The sequence below is a fragment of the Mucilaginibacter sp. SG538B genome (assembly GCF_013376065.1).
Taxonomy (GTDB): Bacteria; Bacteroidota; Bacteroidia; order Sphingobacteriales; family Sphingobacteriaceae; genus Mucilaginibacter; species Mucilaginibacter rubeus.
The window spans coordinates 136,884-153,801 of the sequence record NZ_JABMJI010000006.1 but is presented as its reverse complement, the minus strand read 5'-3'; the positions used below and the strand labels follow the sequence as shown (position 1 = coordinate 153,801).

Annotated in this window: 13 protein-coding genes and 1 tRNA gene; 7 read left to right on the top strand and 7 right to left on the bottom strand. The window is 40.1% G+C overall.

The window, feature by feature from the left end; genetic code table 11:
- Window positions 1-32: 32 nt before the first annotated feature.
- The 4 genes from FHW88_RS26355 to FHW88_RS26340 all read right to left on the bottom strand — a co-directional run bounded on the left by FHW88_RS26355 (window position 33) and on the right by FHW88_RS26340 (window position 6,946).
- Window positions 33-1,634 carry a RagB/SusD family nutrient uptake outer membrane protein gene (locus FHW88_RS26355; protein WP_176628590.1) on the bottom strand — a complete coding sequence of 534 codons (1,602 nt, stop codon included), beginning with the start codon at window positions 1,632-1,634 and terminating at the stop codon, window positions 33-35.
- A 33-nt stretch (window positions 1,635-1,667) separates the two neighbouring features.
- The gene (locus FHW88_RS26350; RefSeq protein WP_176628589.1) at window positions 1,668-4,943 is read right to left on the bottom strand and encodes a SusC/RagA family TonB-linked outer membrane protein; all 3,276 of its coding nucleotides are present in this window, start codon (window positions 4,941-4,943) and stop codon (window positions 1,668-1,670) included.
- Window positions 4,944-5,277: 334 nt separating this feature from the next.
- Entirely contained in the window at window positions 5,278-6,270 is a 993-nt protein-coding gene (locus FHW88_RS26345) for a FecR family protein (protein WP_176628588.1), read from the bottom strand.
- 85 nt (window positions 6,271-6,355) lie between these two features.
- Window positions 6,356-6,946, bottom strand: a complete 591-nt coding sequence (locus tag FHW88_RS26340) for an RNA polymerase sigma factor (RefSeq protein ID WP_176628587.1) — start codon at window positions 6,944-6,946, stop codon at window positions 6,356-6,358.
- A 481-nt stretch (window positions 6,947-7,427) separates the two neighbouring features.
- On the opposite strand from FHW88_RS26340, the gene FHW88_RS26335 reads away from it, so the two are divergent.
- Together FHW88_RS26335 and FHW88_RS26330 are read left to right on the top strand one after the other, a co-directional pair.
- Entirely contained in the window at window positions 7,428-8,396 is a 969-nt protein-coding gene (locus FHW88_RS26335) for an SDR family oxidoreductase (protein ID WP_176628586.1), read from the top strand.
- A gap of 12 nt (window positions 8,397-8,408) precedes the next feature.
- Window positions 8,409-9,194, top strand: coding sequence for a helix-turn-helix domain-containing protein (locus FHW88_RS26330; RefSeq protein ID WP_176628585.1), 786 nt, complete (start codon window positions 8,409-8,411; stop codon window positions 9,192-9,194).
- 404 nt (window positions 9,195-9,598) lie between these two features.
- On the opposite strand, the gene FHW88_RS26325 is transcribed toward FHW88_RS26330, so the two are convergent.
- Together FHW88_RS26325 and FHW88_RS26320 are read right to left on the bottom strand one after the other, a co-directional pair.
- The gene (locus tag FHW88_RS26325) at window positions 9,599-10,072 is read right to left on the bottom strand and encodes a hypothetical protein (protein WP_112652622.1); all 474 of its coding nucleotides are present in this window, start codon (window positions 10,070-10,072) and stop codon (window positions 9,599-9,601) included.
- A 105-nt stretch (window positions 10,073-10,177) separates the two neighbouring features.
- Window positions 10,178-10,267, bottom strand: a tRNA-OTHER gene (locus FHW88_RS26320).
- Between the two features lie 35 nt (window positions 10,268-10,302).
- On the opposite strand from FHW88_RS26320, the gene FHW88_RS26315 reads away from it, so the two are divergent.
- Window positions 10,303-11,472 (top strand): site-specific integrase, encoded by a 1,170-nt coding sequence (locus FHW88_RS26315; protein ID WP_090534885.1) that lies wholly within the window; start codon window positions 10,303-10,305, stop codon window positions 11,470-11,472.
- Window positions 11,473-11,516: 44 nt separating this feature from the next.
- Here FHW88_RS26315 and FHW88_RS26310 read toward each other — a convergent pair whose 3' ends face one another.
- Window positions 11,517-11,963, bottom strand: a complete 447-nt coding sequence (locus FHW88_RS26310; RefSeq protein WP_090534883.1) for a hypothetical protein — start codon at window positions 11,961-11,963, stop codon at window positions 11,517-11,519.
- Window positions 11,964-12,629: 666 nt separating this feature from the next.
- Here FHW88_RS26310 and FHW88_RS26305 point away from each other — a divergent pair.
- The 4 genes from FHW88_RS26305 (at window position 12,630) to FHW88_RS26290 (ending at window position 16,800) form a co-directional block, all read left to right on the top strand.
- Window positions 12,630-14,486, top strand: a complete 1,857-nt coding sequence (locus FHW88_RS26305; RefSeq protein ID WP_139160084.1) for a DEAD/DEAH box helicase family protein — start codon at window positions 12,630-12,632, stop codon at window positions 14,484-14,486.
- Window positions 14,487-14,784: 298 nt separating this feature from the next.
- On the top strand, window positions 14,785-15,132 hold the full coding sequence (locus tag FHW88_RS26300; protein WP_090534880.1) for a response regulator transcription factor: 348 nt from the start codon (window positions 14,785-14,787) through the stop codon (window positions 15,130-15,132).
- A 964-nt stretch (window positions 15,133-16,096) separates the two neighbouring features.
- The gene (locus FHW88_RS26295) at window positions 16,097-16,582 is read left to right on the top strand and encodes a hypothetical protein (RefSeq protein WP_139160083.1); all 486 of its coding nucleotides are present in this window, start codon (window positions 16,097-16,099) and stop codon (window positions 16,580-16,582) included.
- Window positions 16,583-16,590: 8 nt separating this feature from the next.
- On the top strand, window positions 16,591-16,800 hold the full coding sequence (locus FHW88_RS26290) for a hypothetical protein (protein ID WP_090534874.1): 210 nt from the start codon (window positions 16,591-16,593) through the stop codon (window positions 16,798-16,800).
- Window positions 16,801-16,918 lie beyond the last annotated feature (118 nt).

Below are 16,918 nucleotides of genomic sequence, written 5' to 3'. Positions count from 1 at the left end.
AAGAGCACCTTTGCCAAACTCAAAGCATTTTATCAATACCCGGGGTTTTGTTTCAGGTTTGGATTTGCATTAATTTGAGGTTCGGGTACCGGAAAAATATTAACGTGAGCATCCGGATCGGCCGGGTGGAAACGGTACGCGTCATTATAAACACCAAAACGGATCATATCCTGCCTTCTATAGCTTTCTGCGAACATTTCCCGGCCGCGCTCTGCTAAAAATATTAAAGGAGTTAAACTGGTGAATGGTGCAACCCCTCCATGTACTGTTCGGATTTGATTAACCAAGGCAAGCGTAACCGGGTCGTTCCAATTGCCACTTTTTCTGGCTAATAATTCGGCCTTCATCAGCAAAATATCGGCGTATCTATAAATTGCCAAATCATTATCCAAACTTGACTGCATACCTTTATAAAATTGCCATTTACCAATACGAGCACCCGCCTGTCTCCAGGCATTGGGCTGCAGTTCGTTAATGTAAGGGGTAAAGGTGATAGGCGGACCATTAGGATCCGTCACATCTGCACCGCCGTCCGTTAAGGGGGTTACCCCATCAGCCTGGTATTGAGGTCCCACAAGGAAATTATTCAGCATCCGTTTGTCGAGTGTGCCGGTAGTAGGTGTACCTTTGGGGTCAAGGCCTACAACAGTTCCCTGCGGGCCGGGGTTTTGCGCCGGGTCAATATAGGATTGGTAAAATTCCTGTACCGAAGCAAATCCATTCCATGGCTGGTTATTCATTTGATAAGTGTTCTGGCTTTGCAAGTGCAAGGTCTCCATATTCATATTAAAGCCGCCCGCTTTAACCCCATCAAACGGTATCGCCCAAATAGACTCGGTTGAGCCCGTATTATTCCTTGAAAAGTTGTCGGCGTAATTATTCATCAGCGTATACTTACCGGAATTAATAATTACATCACATGCAGCTAATGCTTTATCATATTGTGGGGTTCCGGTATAAGTTTGGGCATTTAAATATAACTTGGCCAAAGTTGCTTCAGCAACATAATAAGTAACGCGGCCGTAGTATGGGCCATCGCCTGTGCCTATTTTGGGTAGTTTTTCAATATTTGCCAGTAATTCTGATTCAATAAAAGCGTAAACCTCGGCCCGGCTTTTGGTTGCAGGGGGTTTGGTATCCGAAAAATCAGTGGTGATAGGCACGTTGCCAAACAAATCAAGCAGCCAGTAGTAGTAAATGGCCCTTAAACATTTTAATTCTGCTACATAAGTAGCAGCAGTTGGTGATTTACTTACAGCCAGGGCGGCTAAAATTTTGTTACAAGTGGTAACCCCGCCGAAACCAAGGCTCCAGCCATTAGCTGGTTGCGAATCGGTGCTGTTGGTTTTATGTGTTTTTAAACGTACCCAGTGCCCACCGTCACCCCAGTCAGCGCCCCGTGTTGGTACAACAACCTCGTCGGTAGTAACCTCATTTAAGTTAAAGAAAGCACCGTTGTAACCATAAATAGAAGAATATGCAGCGCCCACGGCGGCCGCCAGTTGCTTGTCTGTTTTATAAAAACTATCCTCAGTTACCTGATCGTAGAGCAATGCTTTTTCATCCAGCTTTGTACATGAAGCCGCAGCAAGAAACACCAGCAACGAATATCTTGTTAATGATTTATGTTTCATAATTTGTATATATTAAACTTTGAAATACCTTAATTAAAATCCCAAATTAACGCCGAGGGTAAATGACCTTGTATAAACCCATGTCTCCCTACGGTCGATACCCGGAGCTAACACATTTCCGGAGTCAGCGTACCTAACCTCCGGGTCAACACCTGTATAGCCGGTAATAGTGAAAAGGTTCTGGCCCGAAATATAGGCTCTCAAACTGCTAATCATCCCCGGTTTATTGCTTTTGGCAATCTTGAAAGTATAGCCAAACGTTGCGTTATCCAATTTCAGGAAAGATGCTTTTTCAACGTCATAACTGCTGTATGCAGCACCATCGGTAACTTTGGGATTGAAATATTTGGTATTTACTATATTGTAGCTGGTTGCAACATTTGGATTTTCATAAAAGGCGCGATAAGTATTGATTAACTGATGACCGATAGATGAGCGAAGGAAAAAGTTAAAATCGAACTGTTTGTATCTAAAGGCGTTGGTAATCCCAAATTCAAATTTAGGTAAGCCATTGCCAATAACCTGGCGTGGTGCATTTGCCAATCCAACAGTGCCACCTTTACCGTCAGAGTACTGGTACACACCATTTGCATCAACGCCTACATATTTGGGCCCGTAAAGTATACCAATAGGCTGGCCTTCAACCGCCCTCGTTAGCTGCGTGGCTTCCTGACCAGGAGTGCCCAGGTTGGTGGCCCCTACGTACGAACCTTTTAAAGCATCAATCAGCTTTGTTAAAACTACGTGATAACTTGAAATATTGCCACCGGTAGTCCAACTGAAGTCAGGTGTTTTAATAGCTTCATAGCTTAAAGCTAATTCCACGCCTGAGTTACTCAGTTCGCCAATGTTTTCCCAGGTGTTGTTGAATAACGCTGGCGGCGAAGGCACCGTAACGTCAAAAATCAAGTCGGTAGTTTTCCTGTTAAAATAGTCAAAGGTACCAGTTAACCTTCCGTTTAACAGTGAAAAGTCTAACCCGATATCTGTTTCAGCTTTTTTCTCCCATTTCAGACCAGGGTTAGGATTCCTGGTGCCGCTGTAGGTGCTCAGATATACACCATTACCCGCATAATAGGTACCGCCACTATTTGATAAAGTAGACAATGAAAGATACGGAAACGGTGGTAATGCACCGGTAACACCGTAGCTGCCGCGCAATTTGAGGTTGCTTATACTTTGAATCTTTAATATTCTGCTCAAATCAAAACCTGCACTAACAGCAGGAAAAAAGCCCCATTTGTTATTTACACCAAACTCTGTTGAACCGTCTCTTCTTAAACTGGCGGAAAGGAAAGCGATATTATCATAGTTTAAGTTTACCCGCCCGAAAAACGAGATCAGCTTATTCTCATTTTTATAACTTTCAACTACGCCTATACCATTTTTAAAGTCGAGGGCTGCAGCAAAATTTTGACCCGAGGCATCCGTTACAAAATTACCACCCTGGGCATCAAATCCCTGGTAGAAGAAATCCTGATACGAATATCCGGCGACGGCAGCAATCTCCAGTTTATGTATTGTTTTGTCGTAAGACAAGGTACTTTCAAGTAAACTGTTTTCAGATTCATCATCAAATTTTGCAGAAATGCCCGAACGGCTAAAACCACTGCCCAACGGGAAGCCCCTGGAAATAAAGGCTGTAGTTGGGGAGTACTCTGAATGATAAATACTTGTTGTTTGTTTAAAATATTTAGTAGCAAATTTCAGCCCTTTGGTTAGCTCATAGGTCGCAGTTCCGCCAATATTAAACTTCTTATTCCGCGCTTCGTTAGTATTTTGAACCAACATTGCCACCGGGTTTGAATAATCAACGAAGTTGGATTCAAAAAAACCACCGCCGGTTAAATCATATAAAGGATCTGTAGAATGAACTGGTGCTGTGGGGTTAAAAATGGTTGCATATTTGAAAGCATCTGGAAAACCAAATTGTGAGTTTCTGTTAGTAGTATTTATATTTAAATTAAGGACCAATTTGTTATCCAAAGCCTTGTGTGTGATATTCAAACGGCCATTTAATTGCTGAAAACCAGTTCTGATTGCAACACCCTGACTATTGCGATAGTTTAAAGTTGCATCATAAACAGTACGTTCGTCACCTCCCGAAATACCTAAATTATGTACATGTGAAAAAGCCGAACGGGTTATTTCTTTATTCCAATCGGTAGAAGAGCCATAGTTTGTCCCTTTGCCAAGCGCAACAAACTCGGCGGCTGTCATATGCTTGGTAAATTTGGCAGGGGTTTCTTCAGTACCTGAAACGTTATAAGTAAGCTTTGACATCCCTCTCTTTCCTGCGATGGTTGTTATAATGATAACGCCTGCCGAACCGCGTGTACCATAAATGGCAGCGGCCGAACCATCCTTCAGTACGTCAATACTTTTTATATCATTTGGATCAACTGTATTAATATCAGCCCCCACCTGGCCATCAAGCACTATTAGCGGCTGTGTGTTAGCTCCTAAAGTAGAAAGTCCCCTTAATCTGATGGCAAAACCACCGTTAGGGTCGCCACCCGGGCGTGCGATAGAAAGACCGGCTACTTTACCTTGTAATAACTGTGCAACATCACTGATATTACCTTTATTAAATTGTGCTGCACTTACAGAGGTAATTGCGCTGGTTACTTCCCGCTTTTTCTGGGTTCCGTAACCAGTTACAACAACTTCGTCCAGGCCATTTGTACTTTCCGTTAACGCCACATTAATTACACTTTGCTGATCCTCTCCTAGTGCTAATGTTTTTGTTACCGATTTAAAACCAACAAAAGTAAAAGTGAGCGTATAGTTACCTGCCGGTAAATTAGAGAAGCTATAGTTGCCGTTAACGTCTGTTGCTTTATTTAATGAAATCGCGCCATCCAGTTTTACCGTAACACCCGCTAACGGACTCTCCTTTGAATCGGTTACCGTTCCTTTAATTATGCCTTTGGATGCTACTATATCAGTAGTGACATCTGCTTTTTCACCGGTTGCCGCTTTATCCTGATTTGATTTTGTAATTAATATCTGGTCATCAATCTGTCTGAATTTGAGTAAAGTGTTAGACAAAATGGCCTTCAGAACTACTGCTATCGATTTATTACTGGCAGCAATATCCAGGTTGAGAATATCTTTCACATCATCATTGCGATACATAAAATGAAAACTGCTTTGTGATTCGATTTTATGAAAAGCTTTTACAAGTGATTCATTCTTGAGTGTAAGACTCACCGCTACCTGGTCAATTGTCTGACTCTTTACAGGGGCTGCTGAAAATACAGGAATTGAAGTAGCTAATATGAACATTGAAATTATCCCGATTCTCATACACTGTTTAAAATTTAAGTCAATTAGCAGATGAAATCTAAGCGGGTATTTAACAAAATGCCGCGGTTCTGCCAGAATTATGGAAAAATTCATAATTTAGTTTGTTTTAAGTGATTAATGTCTTCGATTGAATGTTAAAATTTAAAACACCCGGCTAATACAATCGATTGCAGTCGAATAGTGTTAGCGACCCTCTGAGGTTATTTCCCCGGAAATGGTTCAGAGGGTTTTTTATGCCGGAGAACTATCCGGACTTCTTTGAAACAGGATCTGTTTGTGATTTTTGAGGTACTTTTTCTTCATATACTTTAAGTTTAATTGGTTTGAGATTTAGTTAATTGGCTTGAGATTTAGTGGAGATGGTTATGGTAGTCTTTGCTTTATCGTACGAATAAATGGCGTCATTGAACTCACAAATGCTTTTTAATGCCTGATCCAGGTTGGCAGATTTATTGAAAGTAGAGGTGAAGTGTTTTGAGCGAACCAACTGATCTGCAAATAATATCTTAACCTTAAACCGGTCTTCCAATACCTTGGCTGCTTCCCCAAAAGTCACATCTTCAAAATACAAATCATCCTTCGCCGTCCAGATTGTATAATTTTTTGCATTTATGTTAGTTTGCATTGAAATAGATTTTTGCCGGTCAAAGGTGATTTGCTGATTAGGAACAATAATACCCAGGAGCTTGTTGTTATTGCTGACTTTTACCTTACCTCTTGTAACGGTGACTGTTATAGCTTTATCACCTGGCACAGCTTTTACATCAAATGCAGTACCTAATACGGTTGTTTTTATTTTACCGGTGTGTACAACAAAAGGTTTTAAGTTGTTGTGTTTTATGTCGAAAAAGGCTTCACCGGTAAGATATACTTCGCGTTTCGCAAGGCCATCAAATGATGAAGCATAACTAAGTTTACTACCATAGCTGAGTATTACCCTGCTTCCGTCAGGCAATACCAGAAACAGGTTAGGTTTTGGCCGATGGGCCGAGTATGACTGGGGAGATTTAACAACTGGTTTATTGTATAAAAATAAATATCCTATGCCACAAACTCCTATGATTGCCGCTGCGGCAGCTATTTTTCTGCCCCAGGTCTTCAGACGTATAATTTTTTTATCAACCCCGATATGTTTATCGATGCTTTCCCAAATTGAGGCATTTATTTCTTCCTTGATTTCCTTCTTTTGCTCATCACTCAATAGAGAAATAATATCTGGCTCAGCAGAAAACAACTCATAATATTTAACTAAAAATTGCTGTTCTTCATCTGTTGCCTCATTATTGAGATATTTATGCAGCAGTTCAAGAAAATATTGCTTGTCCATTTAAAATAGGTTGTACTATTGATTATAGATATGACCTGTAAACAAACAAAAGTCCCACTCTGCTAAAAAATTTATTTTTATAGACTTAATTATTTTTTGCCCAAAATAAAATGATCAATAAAGAGAGGAAAGGCAATAATGACACTTTCAATTTTTCAATAGCTTTTCCGAGCTGATTTTGAACTGTTTTTCTTGTGAGACCTAATTGCGCCGCGATTTCTTTGGTTGGTAAATCGTTCTGATAATGAAGGCGGAAAATAATTTGCCTTTTAGGAGGAAGCGTATTTAAAAGTGCCTCATAAGATATTAAAAACTCTTTCCAAAGCAAATTGTCGTCGGCCTGTTGACAAGATGCAGGCAGGTCATCAATGATATCAAAGAATGGATGAATGGTTTTCTGCTTTTCAACCAGTTTAAATACCTTATTACGTATAGCTACTGTTAAATAAGCCGGTAGATTATGAATACGGAGACTTTCCTTTTTGAGCCAAATATGGGTAAATACTTCCTGGACTATATCTTTTGCCTGATCCGAATCCTTTAAACGTTTATAGGCTTCAGAATAGGCGTTCCCCCAATGCTTTTCATACAATAAATTAAATGCATGTTGACTGCCCTGTTCTATTTGCTGCAATAATAAAACGTCGTCAGTATGATTTAACTCAATTGGCTTCATTATAAATTTGGTGTTTATAACAGTTACAGTCCGTCTTCATTGAAAACAACTAATTTGTTTATCAGTCAATAAAAATTCAACGCGTAGAGGAACTATAATTAGGTTTTAATTGTATTACTAATCTAAATCAATTAAATCAATAATCAAATAAAAACTCAAATTAATTGTTAAATAAACATTAATTTCCAGTTCGATGAATATACCGAAAAACCAAATGTCGCTGTTCGCGTGCCAGAGATATAAGAATTTTCCATGAGGAATTCGGCACAAATTTAAGTGTTACTTTAACATCTATAACAAGTCAGATTGGAATTAAGGACTGCCTTGTCCACTTGGTAAACAATACGGTTATTTGCTAACTCTTATAGTCAGCGATTAAAGCAAAATCAAATTTTCTGGACTTTTAAACAAAACAAAATTGAACTTCTAAACAAAACAGGCAAGCCACATTAGCGCCATCTTTGTCAAAAGAAAATTCAAAATGGAAAATAACATCAAACAGCCAACCGTATTAGTAACAGGCGGCACAGGCTTCATTGGCATCTACTGTATCCTTCAACTCTTACAACAAGGTTACACTGTTAAAACAACCCTTCGCTCCTTAAAAAGAAAAGACGAAGTAATTAACCTGCTCAAAGGAGCCGGAATCAAATCCTTTGAAAACTTAGCCTTTGTGGAAGCAGACCTGACTAATGACCAAAACTGGAACCGGGCAGCTGATGGCTGCACCTATGTGCTGCACGTAGCTTCCCCATTTCCTGCCGAAGAACCCGAAGATGCCAACGACCTTATTATACCAGCACGGGATGGCGCGTTAAGGGTATTGAAAGCCGCCCGCCATGCCGGTGTGAAGCGCGTGGTACTAACCTCATCCTTTGCCGCCATCGGCTACAGCAAAGATCCCAAAGGCTACACCTTTACCGAAGAAGACTGGACAGACCCCGAACTGACAGACCGCGCCTACATTAAATCTAAAACGATTGCCGAAAAAGCTGCCTGGGACTGGATCAACAGCGAGGGCGACGGCATGGAACTCACCGTAATAAACCCGGTAGGCGTATTCGGCCCTGCCCTGGGAAAAGACTTCTCCACCTCTATCGGCTTTGTGAAAGGCGTATTGGATGGCCAGATCAAAGAAACGCTGCCCTTCACTTTTGGCGTGGTAGATGTGCGTGATGTAGCCGATATTCACCTCAAAGCAATGACACATCCGGCCGCAGCGGGCGAGCGCTTCCTGGCAACAGCCATCGGAGTCATGAGCCTTTACGACGTGGCTGAGCTTATCCGGAAAGAAAGACCGCAATACTCCGGAAATATCGCCGACCTGAAACCGCTGGATGAATCCTTCTATATTGCCATTTCCAACGAAAAGGCACAGCGGGTATTGAATTGGCATCCTCGCAGTAAGGAAGAAGTGATATTGGCAAGTGCGGATAGTCTTTTGAATTAAGTATTTTTGAGCATGATCACCAGTAGTCTGCAATCCTGTCATTTAGGCCCCGGAATATCTCCCGAACAGGTAATATCCGATCATTTCTTTCTGTACCTCCTAAAAGGCTCAATGCTGGCATACAGTGGCGACAAGCATTACCACTTTCATCCCGGCGACAGCTGCATCGCCCGCAAGAACCATTTGCTACGCTACACCAAGCAGCAACAGGACGGTGACTTTAAAAAGATCGTCATCGTCCTGGATGAAGCTTTTCTAAAACGGTTTTTAGCCCGGCACAGGGTAGATACCGGCATCGCCACGTCAGACGATTCCATCCGGCCGGTCAAGGACGATCAGCTACTCACCAGCTTCATCAATTCCCTCGAACCCTATTATAAGGGCGAGGCCGAGATCGAGGAAGCTTTTGCAGATCTCAAGCGGGAAGAGCTGCTATTGATCCTGCTCAAAAACGACCCGGGCCTTGCTGCCGTATTCTTCAACTTCGGTGTGCCGCAAAAGATAGACATCGAAGCTTTCATGACCCGGAACTTCAGGTTTAATGTCCCTTTGGAGCGCTTCGCGTTTCTGACAGGCAGAAGCCTATCCGCTTTCAAGCGTGACTTCCAGCAAATCTATAACGACACGCCCGGACGCTGGCTGACAAAAAAGCGATTGGAAGAAGCTTACTTTCTCATCCACCAGCAAAGCCAAAAGCCCAAAGACATTTATCTTGAGCTGGGCTTCGAGAATCTGTCCCATTTCTCCTTTGCCTTTAAAAAGCAATTCGGGCTTGCGCCGACTGCTGTGCTTTACTAAAAAAAGCATCAGACTTTCGTATAGTCTATAGCTCGCATACCGGGGAAATAGCACACATAAACTCACTTAGCAATGACTTTTACAACTGGCTATAAAGTCGATACGATACTCGTTGATAGGTGGAGATTCTGTTGAACTTGACCACTGTGTTCCGGAACAAGCTGATACGACGAGCGTCTATTCAAGATATGGGGCTAGCCCTCAAAAGTACCCTCATGCACAAAAAAGCTGTTTCTATGTATATGAAACGGCTTTTCTTATAAGTGAGCGCAACTGGATGCCATACGAACCAGTTTTTTGATATTTTGAAGACGATTGCAAGTCTCAAAATTCCGGAAGGTGTGGTGTATGGAGATTAGCGATAGTTGATTTTAAGTATGAATGCTAATAGCAAAATGAAGGCATCATTTTATCTTTACAAAATGTTTAGTTTGTTCATTAAGTATCCAATATTCTGGCTGACAAACCGCGCAATCACTTTTATCACCTGGTCTATTTACAATTAGCAATCTACTCCAGCGCCTATATTCGAACTGACGAGCAGCCGTAGGCCCATCGTACACCTTTCCCGTTTGCAAGTCGACAATCGCGCTTTGTTGACAATCAGATCCGCACCCCCAATACGCGAAACAATAATGACCAGCGAAATTTAGCCCTCCTTTACCATGGAATTTTCTGATATATGGATCGTCATTATATGAATTAGAAATTGCTGTCTTATATCTTTCTGCCAATGCATTACCTTTGATTTTAAGTTTGGCAGCTCTTCCAATAAATATTTTTGTTTTATAATTGCCAAATGAAGGCGTCTGAGCGAAAGATACTTTTACTACACTAATTAGGAAGAGTGTCGTAATTACTTTGAAATAAGGTTTCATATTGGTTACAAGGATAAAATTATATCGCTCTAATATACCAATAAGGCTTTTTGCAATTCATTTTAAAAAAATATAGCCAGATACAATGTATCCAGCTATATTCAGTGATCCCATTTGGATTCGAACCAAAGACCTACAGATTAGAAATCTGTTGCTCAACCCTTCGATAGTGCATTTAAAGGCCATTTTCGGGATATTGTAATACTGAATGCGCCAAAAACGCGCCAAGTATGTTCACAATACCTACAATTGTTGTAAGCGATGATCTTACCCAAAGAGCTTACATAACTTTTTATTTCAATAACAACCGAGTCCGAGAATACAATGGGAAAAAGATAGGCTTACACATCAGCCCGAACAAGGCAACTTCGTTAACACAGAGAAGCGAACTGCTGGAAAAGCTTAGATTCGAGTTTCACAAAGCCTTAGAAGCAAATTCCTATCCATTAACAAAGACGAAGCCTGTACAAAAGCCGCAACTACAGGAAATAGCGAAGCCGAACGAACTACCAATACACGATTCCTGTATCTACCTGCTGTTTAAAGCAACTCGCGCAAAATTACAATCTGACCTAAGCAAGAAATACAAACGCAATTTAAAGTCTATCTACCGACAGTTTAAGAAATACATGTCAAACGAGGATTTGAGTGGGCCAATAACGCTCATATCTGCATCAAAGATTGACTTGTTTCTAAATCAGTTTCGATCATCGGGCACATACTACATGAACAAAAGGCGCGACCTTGGTGTACTGTTTTCCGCAGCAGGGAGGCTGATAGACCAACCAGTGGAAACAATTCAGAAATCCCAAAAGAAGAAATCCAAAGCCGTACTGCATAAGGCTTACGAAAAGAAGCAGTTAAAACCGATATTAAATTATTTGAAGGTTAACAATCCGAACCTTTACATCTGTAGCCTGTTAACATACGGAGCGTGGTTAAGGCCTCATGAAGAAGTGCGATTACTTACGATGGGCAGTTTTAAAAGCGATCTTAGCGAAGTCCATCTATCCGGTGAAGAAAACAAAGGTGGCAGGGTAAGAGTAGTTCACATTCCCGAATATATCCGAGTAGAACTTAGAGGAAAACTTGCCGGTTTGGGAAGACACGACAATATCTTTAGCTTGAATGCAGTACCTTTTAATGAGTACTACTTTAACACCCAATGGTCAAGAGCCTGGGCGAAGATGTACAAATTAGGTTTGATATTCGAAGATCAAACCATTTACTCATTTAGGCATACAGCAGCGGTACAATTGTATCGAAGAACTAAAGATGTTCACCTTTTGCAACAGCTTTTAGGCCATTCAGCAATAACCGTAACATTAAAGTATCTTAGAAACTTAGGAGAGATTGATAGTGAACAACTTGCTAAGTATGCACCTCTATTAGAGCTTTGATAAACAAAAAAGCCCATCCGTACAAATGGATGGGCTTCCAAGTTCTAAGCTGGTAACACCTTCGCAACAGGTTGATACCCCTTAAACACTTTCACCGGAACTTTTTCAACCACTACATCTTCATAATGCTCTCGTACAAAGAAGACCAAATTGAAGTCAGCTTCGGATTGTATCTTAATCTTTTCGGTGTAAGGGATTAATCCCATTTCCCTACGAGCTTCATTTACCTTTCCGATAATTTGCCCTGGAGTGTAGACTTGATATAACTCAAAAGTCTCATACAGACCGTTATAATACTCTTTCACTTTAGGCTTGGCCTCAATAACAGAATCAATCTTTTCTAAAGTTGAATTCCAGGAGGTTTTGCCTTTGCCGAACACGTTGCGAACTATTGTCGACGATAATTCACCATAGATCGGGAAAAGATAATCATAACGTTGTTGTTGAATGGGAGTGAGAGGGGAACCTTGAGGCTCAGTTTGATTTGACATTTTGTAATGAAACAATAATTGGTAATAGACTTTCGTCTGTGTTAAGGATCTTGATACAGGCTTACGCCTAAAGAGCAGTATCCGGCCCTTCATTCGTTTCGAAACAGAACTAGCTGTATTTGGTTCCAACTCAACGTGCACTTTTTGGCTGGATTGTACAGTTAAAAACAACAGGTCAAACACGACCTCAGCATGTCAAAGAACATAAAAATTCATTTGCCTCTAAAGGCAGCGTTTTGATTGATTCGGCCATAGGAATGTCGGTTGGTGTCGGCCTAGCGGAGAACAGGTTGATAAAGCATAGTAGCGCTCCGTTAAGACAAAGATAGCTTGGTTAAACTAATAAAGCAAAGGAATTGTAAATTAAATAGCTTAATAAGATTAGTGAAACGTTGTTTGATCTTAAATACCTTGAGTTGGGATTTTAGTAACTATTTGCTTATTAGATATTTAAGTTGTTTTTATCGTAAAGATTTCGTATATTTGTACTACAAATTCAAAGTCAATATAGCCAATCGGCAGGGTCAATTAGGGATCAGTTTAGCTAACTGATCTTTCCTTTTGTCCCAACTTTCTAGAAATTTTGACTTTTTAGATTCACCCTTAAGAATACAACCACTTCTTAAAAGTTAGATAAACCCTGAAGAACTTTAATGACTATGAAAATTGTACAAATTAACAACTACCTATGTAGTATCCCCTAAAACCCGATTAGATAAAATAATGCCTGTGGGCGTGCCTATTAATGCCTTTATCGATAAAGGACGTTGCGGTATAGGCGCAACTTATGGGGAGATTAAAAATAAAGATAGATGCACACTTATAGCTGTACCTAACATAAGTATTCTGCTATGTAAGCAAAAAGCGCACCCCGAGATCGATATTGTATATGGATTAGTATCATATCAAGATATTAAACAAATGTTGATGACAAGCAAGACAGGACATAAAATAATGACTACACCTGAAGGGATGCGCAGAATAATGAAAGCAGCCGAAGAGGTTAAACGTTATGACGAAATCGTTAGCGAATGGTTTCTATTACTCGATGAAGTACACACATTCGTGAGCGAAGCATACCGTGAAGACATATTAGCGCCATTCGATTACTTCTGGCAATTTAAAAACAAGTCTATCATTTCAGCTACCCCATACGAATTTAGCGATGAAAGATTTAAATCCTTACACCATTACCGAATCAAATTCGAAGAGAAATTGGGTAAAGTAACGTTGGTGAAAGCAAAGAGTGTTGTTGGCACATTAGACTACATACTTCAGAACTGTGATGAGTTTCCTGGGAATCTGCACATATTTTATAATTCAGTTACTCAAATTGTAGCGGCGATCAAACGGGCAAGATTAACGATAGAACAATGCAATATCTTTTGCGCGGATGATAAAGACGGAAAGAACATGCAAAAGCTTGGTGAATTGATTAATTATTTTGTTGCAGAGCCTAAAGACGGCATTTACAAGAAGATCAACTTCTACACAAGTAAGTATTTTGAAGGCTGGGATTTACGTGACATCAATGCGACGATGATTTTAGTGACGGATAAGCATCGGCCTCAAACCTGTGTAGGTGCAAGTACAAAAGGCAAACAAGCATTTGGCAGGTTGCGATCAGGCGAAATTCAAGGCGATAAACCATATCAATTAATCCATATCACAGACCATAAAGGACTTTTAGAATTGAAACCTCTTGTGCAATTTAAAATTGATTTTCGAGAGGATGCCAGGTTAGGGATAGACCACTGGAATGAAAGAGTGGCACACCGCACAAAATCAGGCATGACACTCAGTGAGAAAACCGAGGTTGACAAATACGCAGATAGAGATACCAAAACAAAAATCGCACAATTAAATCTTATGAAACTCGATCAACAAATAAACGAAGCAGCAAACAACGAGATATACAATCATATAAACTTTATAAAGCAAGATTGGGAGGATGGATACTTCAATGTTGAACTTCTTGAGGCAAATCATGTAATTGAAAATAAGAGCACTGAGAAACGGAAGTCAAAAGCTAAGCAGCTTGAAGAGGATTATCTAAAGCTTAAAGAATATAAAGGGAAGAAGGCAAATGGTATAGTATTTTCGATAGGACAATCAATTGAAGATGAAATCAAAAGCAGGAATCCAACCGCGTATCAAGCCCACGAACTACTAGATGAGGCCACAATGATAAAATTGAAGTATAACGTTAAGCGAGTTGATAGAGAAATTATTCTTAAAGAGAACACAAGAGCAGAACTAAAATTGGCCAAGCTATTGAAACAGGAATTCAAGCCTGGGAATAAGGGATACACAAATCAACATGTTAAATGCAAGTTGCAAGAAATGTATAACAGCTTAAACATTCGTAGTGAAAATGGAAAGGTTAGGATAGCTGCTGCTACTCATCTTGAAGATAATGGCTGGTTTCAAGTTGAAACAGGAAAGGTTAAGAACTCAAGAGGCATCCGGGAAAATGGCTTGCGTATCATACGTGCCAACTTTAACATACTGATGGCTGCTTGATTTATTTAGGGTATCTATTTTCTATTTAATTTAAGAAAGGTGCATTGTTATAGGGATTTACAAAGTTTGTGAATTTATTAGAATGTATAGTTATTGGTTAATCGTTAGCTAACTACCCTTTAAGTCATTCTTTAATGCTAAACATGCGGTATTGCTAACATCTTGGATAAAACATATGTTTAGTACAGTTATACAGAAAAACACTGTTTTACTCCTTTCAAATTTCAAGTATGACATATTGATTCTTCTTTTGAAAAATGTTTCATTGTTACTCTATCTTTGAGGCTTAAACAATAAGATGAAAACAGTATTACTTATAAGTAACGATAACACTTCAGCCGACACGATTAAACAAATTTTAGAATGCCAAGACTACTCAGTTAGTATTGTCGATAGCAAACAACTGACTTCTGTAGAAATGATTACACCTGAACTGTCACTCATTTTGTTGGACATTCAACATGACAATGAGGCAAGCGAATTCGTAAATAATGTTAAGGAAAAGATGGTGGGTAACAGGCCACTTATGGTTATAGCCGATCCCCGTGAAGCGGAAGCAATCTCGCAGTTAAACGCAGCTTATATCTTTACAAGGCCATTCGATTTACATGAATTTATAACTGTTACAAATAAACATACTGTGTAAATTATCAAGATTACTCGACCTCAATAGCTGCCATAGTGCAGCTATTTTTGTTTACAAGCTATTTGCGCTGATGCTATTTCAATCGCATTTATTAAAAGGTAAACTGCTCAAATTATTCGGATAGTCATTAGCGAGGCTTCCCTTTTAAATAAAGCGTTGGACAAATTCACTTACTTTCATTAACAAATCTATAATACCAAACAGAGGCCACTATAACTATACAGTAAGGTAATGCCCAAAGTACTGTCTCTTTGTATGATGACGGATCATCATACCCAAATACAATATAGAACGCCAAGGAAGAAAGGGCTGTGCCTATTACGGATAATAGACCCCTCGCCTGGTTAGTCTTCACATCAAATCGTATCAATAGATAAACTGCTAACCACAATAAGAGAAAGCTTGGTATTGAAAGTATTATTCCAAAGGGTATTGACATTAAAATAAAGTATACGCTACTTGTAACACCAATCTTTGCATATCCCATGTTAGGTTCTGTAATACCGTTAATAAAAAGATGAAGAATTGGACTAATTACGATGCTGGTTAGCCATATCTTCAAAGTGTAACCTAGTGCTTTAATAATCATGATCCAATTTAGGTTATAAGGCTAATATACACATCTACAGCAAATCCCCCCCGGTATACTCTTTTCACCCCTGCTCCCTATATCAAAATAAAACGCCCCCCTACACACCTCATCTGCTCCTTAATTTTCCGGCAAGAGTGTTCTGCGCGATTTAAGGGGTTCGATTTCTACCGCCTCACCTTGTCTCGATGGAAAGCCGATTGACTTTGCGTGTGAAGGCCAAGAAGGCTGTCAGCAAAGCAGCAAAAAGCAACCTTATCGGTTGGCAGCCTAAAGCTGCCATAACTAAACTATATGTGCTGCCTTGCACCATCCTATTTCTTGCCTCCAAACTCAAACTCATCAAATCTCTAAACCATAACTAATCAACAAACAATGACACGACAAACAGAAAACGACAACAAATCAAAATCGCCATCAACATTAAGCCGCAGATGGCCTTATCGGGAGCAAAAGATGTGGAAAAAAGTCAAACCATCTACCCATCCTACCAACATGGTACTTGCCGTAGAACATGCAATGGCTGCTTACTTAGCCATACTTCAAGTGCTAAAGACCCACATCATTGAACCGGGCACCGTTTACTTTGAGCGTGATTACAGGGGCGATAATAGTGATTCTCATGCATGCTACTGCTTTGCTTTTGAGAAAGGCTATTTATACCTTGAATGCGATGCAGCTTGCAATATGCAGCTTCATTATGACTTCACCGGCTACGCTAAAGAGGCAGAGGTTGTGAAGCTCTTAAAGCTACTCATCCATTTAAAATTAGCTTCGCACAGACCACGACAGCCGGACTTGCCAACTTTCTTCAAAGGCGTTATGGCCTATCAACCTCAACAGTTTATTCACACACTTTAAAACTTACAATGAATAATCCTTATCAATTCAGCAATGCCACATCGGTAGATGAACTTTACGTATTAATCAAATGGCCTTTCGTACAGGAATTAATGGAGGAAGATTGGTTCCGGGCCGAATGCATACTTTACCAGTCATTTGACGAGCAAGAGTACCTTGATTCGGCCTACTTTGTGCCACTGAAACGCCTCTATGAATTTAAAGAGCAGGAAGGATAAGTGCCTTTCAGCCCTATTCTATTAAAAGGTAAACTTCGCAATTAACTCTTCGAGCAACACACGAAAAGCCTTGGTTTCATCAACCAGGGCTTTTCTCATTTACGAACCTTAACAAATC